Origin of the sequence: Bacillus sp. AFS023182 (genome assembly GCF_002560575.1) — a bacterium.
GTDB classification, from domain to species: domain Bacteria; phylum Bacillota; class Bacilli; order Bacillales; family Bacillaceae_G; genus Bacillus_A; species Bacillus_A arachidis.
In genome coordinates, this window is the sequence record NZ_NTRO01000045.1 from 1 (window position 1) to 6,893 (window position 6,893).

Annotated in this window: 7 protein-coding genes; 2 read left to right on the plus strand and 5 right to left on the minus strand. The window is 33.2% G+C overall.

The genetic code is table 11. The features are described from left to right. Positions 1-309, plus strand: a 309-nt coding sequence (locus tag CN288_RS19255; RefSeq protein WP_141527988.1) for a DDE-type integrase/transposase/recombinase, incomplete at its 5' end; no start/stop codon positions are given. Positions 310-425: 116 nt separating this feature from the next. Here the strand turns inward: CN288_RS19255 and CN288_RS19265 are convergent. From CN288_RS19265 to CN288_RS19280, 4 genes are all read right to left on the minus strand, one after another. Then, positions 426-1,502 carry a M42 family metallopeptidase gene (locus CN288_RS19265; RefSeq protein WP_098302889.1) on the minus strand — a complete coding sequence of 359 codons (1,077 nt, stop codon included), beginning with the start codon at positions 1,500-1,502 and terminating at the stop codon, positions 426-428. Between the two features lie 683 nt (positions 1,503-2,185). Beyond that, a complete protein-coding gene (locus CN288_RS19270; protein WP_098302890.1) occupies positions 2,186-3,349 on the minus strand; it encodes a cytochrome P450 in 1,164 nt (387 codons plus the stop codon). Between the two features lie 706 nt (positions 3,350-4,055). Next, positions 4,056-4,355 carry a hypothetical protein gene (locus CN288_RS19275; RefSeq protein ID WP_098302891.1) on the minus strand — a complete coding sequence of 100 codons (300 nt, stop codon included), beginning with the start codon at positions 4,353-4,355 and terminating at the stop codon, positions 4,056-4,058. Positions 4,356-4,371: 16 nt separating this feature from the next. Continuing rightward, positions 4,372-5,607, minus strand: coding sequence for a hypothetical protein (locus tag CN288_RS19280; RefSeq protein ID WP_098302892.1), 1,236 nt, complete (start codon positions 5,605-5,607; stop codon positions 4,372-4,374). A 63-nt stretch (positions 5,608-5,670) separates the two neighbouring features. Here CN288_RS19280 and CN288_RS19285 point away from each other — a divergent pair, with 63 nt between their 5' ends. Further along, positions 5,671-5,985: a hypothetical protein gene (locus tag CN288_RS19285; RefSeq protein ID WP_098302893.1), complete on the plus strand. Its 315-nt coding sequence runs from the start codon at positions 5,671-5,673 to the stop codon at positions 5,983-5,985. A 288-nt stretch (positions 5,986-6,273) separates the two neighbouring features. Here CN288_RS19285 and CN288_RS19290 read toward each other — a convergent pair. After that, positions 6,274-6,893, minus strand: a 620-nt coding sequence (locus CN288_RS19290; protein WP_098302894.1) for an IS6 family transposase, incomplete at its 5' end; no start/stop codon positions are given.

The following is a 6,893-nucleotide window of genomic DNA, read 5'->3' on the forward strand; positions in this document are numbered from 1 at the left end:
AAAGCTTTGCAACAGAACCATCCTGCCTATCCTGTAGCGATTCAAGAGTTAAAAGAAGAGAAACATATGCCTAAAGGCATACAACTAAGGCAAGTTAGATATCTCAATACTATAGTGGAACAAGATCACCGTTTCATTAAGAAACGTGTACGTTCTATGTTAGGATTCAAGTCATATGAAACAGCCACTTCTATATTGAGTGGCGTTGAAACCATGCATATGATGAAAAAAGGACAACTTCACTTACAGGTGAAGTCTGCCCAAAATGAAGTTAGATTCATACATAAATTATTTGGAATTGTATCATAATCTACCATTGAACAGTCTATGCAGGTTTCTATGCCTCTATCAAATGATTTTTGCACCAGAACCAAAAAATTCACTAAATCTTTTAAGGTAATACAAAAGTTATTTTTATCCAAAATCTAGTTATCGTTGCGCACAATAAAATGATTCAATAAATTCACTGTAGAATAAATATCTTTGATATCAACCATTTCAAAAGGTGTATGTGTATAACGAGTTGGAACACCAATAAGTGCTGAAGGAATACCGCTATCAAAAAAAGCTACTCCGTCAGAACCATAATTACTATAAATACCAATTTGGTAAGGGATATTATATTCTTTAGATACATCCTCTAAACCCCATGTTATTTTAGTATCATAATGAATAGCTCCATCCTTATAAACTAACGTCGGCCCGCCGCCTAATCTAGTAGGATAGTTTTGTTCATTTACAGTTGGTATATCTCCCACTAAACCGCTATCTAGAGATATTACCAGATCGAAGTTCATCCTTGAACCTAAAGCAGACGCGCCATGTGCTTTATTCTCTTCCTGTACTGTAGCTCCATACCATACTTCATAATTTAATTTGGAAACGTCTATTTTCTTCATAAGGATATCCATAACAAGGAGCCCAATCCGATCGTCAAACGCTTTTCCTATAAGCCTATCTCCAACTTGAGTTAATTCCCTTGTCCATACTACGCTAGAGCCAATATGGACTCCTAATTTTTCTACTTCTTCTTTACTATTAAGCCCCATATCTATGAATAGACTATTAAAATTTAAATTTCCAGATCTTTGCTGTTCAGTAAGGACATGACCAGTAGATGTAGCAAAAACTCCTGTTGCTACCTTCCCTGTTCTACTTATTACTTGAGCTAGTTGCCCTATCATATGTAAATGATTAGGACCAGATCTATGTGCTTCTTGCACTGGATCAATTAATAAAAAGCCATCAGAGGTAATATACCTTACAATAAATCCAATTTCATCCATGTGTGCTTGAATTAATAATTTAGGACCTTTTCCACCAATTTTACAAATTAAATTTCCCACTTTATCGTTAAAGCATTCTTCGGATTTATTTATCCAATGTTTCTTTAACCAATCACTGACTATACATTCATGACCAGCTGGACCAGGTAAATTTATTAATTCTTCTAGTGTTTTAGAAATACTTTTCTCAATTACAAGTTCATCTACCTTTAACATTATTAGATCCCCCTATATTTTAATTAATTCATATGGGACACTGACTAGCTTTATTTTACGTACCATGGATCTTATCTCAATAGATTAGAATCTATTAGTACAAATCTCATAATTCTTGTTATGACAGGGTTTATATCCTTACCGTTGTAAATTGCCTACTCCTAAAAAAGTATTATTTCACATGTAGAAACGAAAGTTACACAAGTAATTTTGATTAACTTGATGGGTATATAATAGTCCCCCTTAAATAATAAACAACAGTACAATCAAAATGCTATTTTATGTAATTTTCTAGAAGTTAAGTTCTTATAAAATTAATTTGAGAAATATAATTATTAAAATGATAAATGGACAAAATCAATGAAATAGAAATGTAAAGGTATATCAAGAATTATCTATCTAATTAAATATAAAACAGCAAAACGAATTTTAAAGGTGTACCTTTCATAATAAGTTGAAACATATATTTAAAATATAGTTTAACCGTTTTAAAAAAATTGTATTACGGATATGTTTATCTAAAGAAGGGGAGATTAACTTGAGGAAATGTGAGCCAAGCTCAAGATATTGAGCTCGGCCCTTAGGGATGTATTTTCTTAGTGAATGTAATTCATATTATCACCTCCTTTAATGGATATTTGGAGAACAGAAATTTAAAACACATAATAAATTAACTAATATTGTTAGGAAAAAGAAACTGGCAACAACTCAATACCTCTTGAAGTAGCTGTGACCCTACGTGTTGGGCGTCTCAATAATCGTAAACGACTCGACTCTTCTAAAAGACATAAAATCAATTCTTTAATTGCTAATTTACCAAAAAAAGTTCCTACACATGTATGTGGTCCCCAACCAAACCCCAGATGTGGATTTTTTGAACGGTCAAGAATTATACTATCAGGTTCAGGAAACACTTCCGGATCCCTATTGGCTGCAGCAAACAGTACTACAATTACATCACCTTTCTGAATTGTAGTATCTCTAATTTTTGTCGTTTTGGCAGCTATGCGACCCGTTCCTTGTGCTGGTCCATCAAAACGAATTAATTCATCCACCCCAGTGTCAATTAAAGATTTATCATTTAATTTATCAAATACTTCTGGATGTTCTAATAGAGCAAGTACGACATTACCAAATACAGCATATAAAGATCCAAAACTTGCATTGAACATCGTACCGGTTGTATTACGAATGTAATGCTCAGGAACATTTGTGTTTTGAGCATGCTTTCTAATGTATGAAACAATTCCTGGCCTATCTTCAGCAGCAAACCACTCACCAACAAGAGCATTAAGTTTTTCACGTGCTTGATTACCTGGTTCAATATTCTCAGGTCTTAGTCCTGAATCCATTTGTCGAGTAATAGCTTCCGATATTTCAAGAAAAGAATCCAAGTTTGGCTCATCAACACCAAGCGTAATTGCTGTCATACTTAATGCTAGCGGAGCGGAAACCTCTCTCATAAAATCAAATTCATTTATTGATTTGTGTTTTTTTAAAATATCTTTAATTAATACATGTATTTTCTCTCGAACATTATTAATATCCTGTGAATTAAAAGCTCTCGTTAATAGATTACGCAAAGGTATATTGTCAGGTGGATCCAAAGATTGAACAGTATGACGTACATCTGGAATTTCAACTCCAACTCGTCTCCTATCAGTTGTAAACACTTCATGATTACGTAGCACTTCTTTACAATCATCGTATCTTGTTAATACCCATGATTTCATTCCTTCATGCCAATAAACGGGAGCGTTCTCTCTTAACTTTTTATAAATAGGATATGGATTCAATAATGTTTCAGGATCGAGAGGATCATATTTAAGTTCTATTTTTTGTAACATAATCGTCTCCTTTCACAAAAAAATATTTTTATCTTTTTCTATAAATTAACAAGAGCTCTCCTAATCACCAATACCATCCTTAATTGCCTCCTCACGAAGGGATTCTAATTTGGAAATTGATCGAATCTTATTAGCATAAATAGGAGCAGCATGAGTTATGCTAAATTCACTAGCTATTATTGCACTCGCTAAAGAGATGTCAGTAAACTTTTTTCCTTTCTCATTAAAACTCTGTAGTTGATTTATAATTGATAAATCAACTTTAACATTTTTAGCATAAATGTAAATATTTTGAATTTATAGAAATATTATTTTGATTATTATGAATATTTAGACAAAAGTGATTTTAATTTTGAACAAAGTTACGATGTTTTGCCCCTTTGGATCTGTTTATCTAAAGGGGTATTTGGGTTCTGGTGCAAAAATAAAAGAGAATAAAGTGTATGTTTGGGGGTATCTCATTTTTGTTAACTTGATGGTGATGTTTCCGTACCCCTAATATGTTATTAAATTGCAGCGCTCGAAAGAGTGCTTTATTTTTGATATCAACAGCAAAAAAAGCACATGAAATGGGGATAACATGTGCAAGCAAATAATAACTTAGATAACTTACCCATAACATAAAAGCTCTGATCTAAGGGGCTTTTTATTTTTTTATCAATAAAATAATGATCTGGATATAAAAACACTCGTACCGGAGTGTTTTTTAATATTTAGGACCCATCATCAAAAATTGGTTTGATAGGGCTTCTGTTGCCTTTCTATACTTTTCTAAATCACCTTCTATATTTTTAAAAGCGTCAATTCTATAAACAAGTTGGTTTTCTAACTCAGTAAGCCTGCTTTCAACTTCTTTTGAAGTATTTCCATCCCATCTGTCAGCTAAAACCGATTTTATAGATCTCAAATTTTTTCTATGACTCTCTAAATCTGATATACACTTCACTAAATCACTTTGCGCGCCTAATACATCTACAGCGTGATTAATAACATCATAATTTTTCATACAATCCCCCCTTCTGCTAACTCTTAGTATCTACTTGTTTGAATTTATCCGCTTGTTGATCTATAAAGTCCGCTGCTGAACGAACTGGCTCCATATAACTTCTTTGAAAACCATAAACAGCATACGTTATCGTGTTAATTAAATTTCCATCTACACTAGCTGGTGATTCGTGTAATACATTAATTATTTTATTACTTGCTCCAGTAAGCTTTTGATTTATATCTTCTATTTCCCTTTTTAAATCTGATGTAATTTGCTTTATCTCTTCTACTGATAGACGAATTCTTATTTCACCTGCACGAGGAGAAGATAAAAGCCTTTGGCCAGTTTCCCCGTCATACATATTCGGCATATTTAATAAACCATATTTATCATAAGAAAAATTATCCAAAGAATGATAATTCGGTCCCACACCTGTCAGGACAGCCCTCGAAATATTGTATTCGATCATTGCACTAATGACTACCGGATTATATCGATTTATCTTATGAATAAAATTATTATTTTTCGCATTAGGCTTATCTGTATAATACAAATGTCCAATACGACCTCTTTGTGTATTATCATTCCCTGTAAATCCTGTAAATACTGTATCATTAGGGTTTCCATAAGTTGTAATTAGATTTTTATACTCTCCCCTTAATGCTTTTTCTTTTTTATCTTCAGGTAATAAATCAATAACATTTGGAGCTTCAAAACTTACAGCTGGCACAGCATTTAAAACCCCTGCATATTCACCTAAACCGCCACCTAAAGAATGACCGGTTAATGTAAGTTGATACCCCTCTAGACCATTTTTAGGATCTGCCATATACTTCTTTACCTCTTGTGTTAAAACATCAGCATTAGTAAATTGACTTTCTTCTACTTCTTTTTTAGCTTTTTCTCTAGCTGCAGCAAAATTAAATTGCTCAGTTATGGGAAGTGATGAAGTATCAAATTTGTTTAGGTTATCTAAACGATCTTGACTTTTTCTAACACGTCCCCCTATAACATCACGTAAATCTGCATCATAAAAATCAGGAGCCTCCCAGGAACCACGATAAGCAATAACAATTTGTTTCGTTTCATCATTTTTATAAATGGTTGCATCAAAACTATTATTAGGATTATGTAATGATACAGAAGTAGGTATCTCAACACGTTTCCAAACTTCCACATGATTTCCGACTTTTACTTCAACAGAAGAAGCATAACCATAACTTTTCTTCGATAAACGAGCAAGAGCTTTATCACTAACTGAACTATTCATAGTTTCCCTCTCCCTAAAAAAGATTTATAGTATGAATTATAAAACAATTTAAGGAGGGAAAATATGGGTAATTTAAAAAAGAAAAGCATTATAATTTTAATCGTTGTAGCAATTATAGTTTTAACTATAGGATGTACAGTAAAGTTTATTCATGATAGAAATACTATAAAAGAAAAATCTGCTAAAGTTGCAATACAACACATGAAAAAAGAAAAAAATATAGATTTTGTGGTAACCGATGTCAACATTGAAACACGTTTTGAACTCAGAGGTTCTATTACAGTTAGAGGTTATGATAAAAATGATAAACAAAAAAGGCTTTACGTTGATATAAATAAAATCCAAAATTATACGGTGGAATCTTGGGGAGAAGAATAATCATTTTCCAACAGAAAACTATCACCCCCAAATACTATGTTAATAGGGCACCTTATAGGCCTCACCATATCAAAAAAAGAAAATTGTACGTTTAGACACATTTTGGACACAATTTAACTAGTACTCTGTACGCTAAGCGTAAGGCTAATTAAATAAGTTAATATGAGCCAGCAGAAGATGTTGCAAAAATTAACATATATGCAACACTTCCCTTGGGCTTGATTTGGTTCTGGTGCAAATAATATGTAGATTAGAAATAGCAGTGTAGATTCCTAATGAAATCTACTACTATGCGGTGAGACCGAAGAGTTGATTGATTAACTTGATTTGTTTTTTGACAGACTTCTCCCCTTGCAAAGTCTGTCCTTTTTTAATCATTCTCATCGCTTCCAGTCCAGCCAACACTCGTTTAGCTGATTGAAAAGATTTCAATCCTAACATGGTACGTACTCGCTTCTTGATAAAACGATGATCTTGCTCGATTATGTTATTCAGATATTTTATTCGTCTTATTCGGATGTCAGCGAGCATCCGTTGTTCTTTCTTCAATTGTTCTATAGCGATAGGATACGCTGGATTTTTATCAACGGTCACAACACGAGGTTTAGAAACATGAAAAGACTGCAAAGCTTTCTTAAAAAAGCGCTTTGCAGCCTTGTGATCTCTTGTTTTACTGAAGATAAAGTCAATGGTGTTTCCTTCGGAATCAACAGCTCGGTATAAGTACATCCACTTTCCTTTGACCTTAATATATGTCTCGTCTACTCGCCAAGAATCATTCGTTTTCTTAAGATGACGACGAACTCTCTTATCTAGCTCAGGACCATATTGGTGAACCCAACGCATAACCGTTGTATGAGCAATGGATAAGCCCCGTTCCTCCATCATTTCGACTAAATCACGAAAAC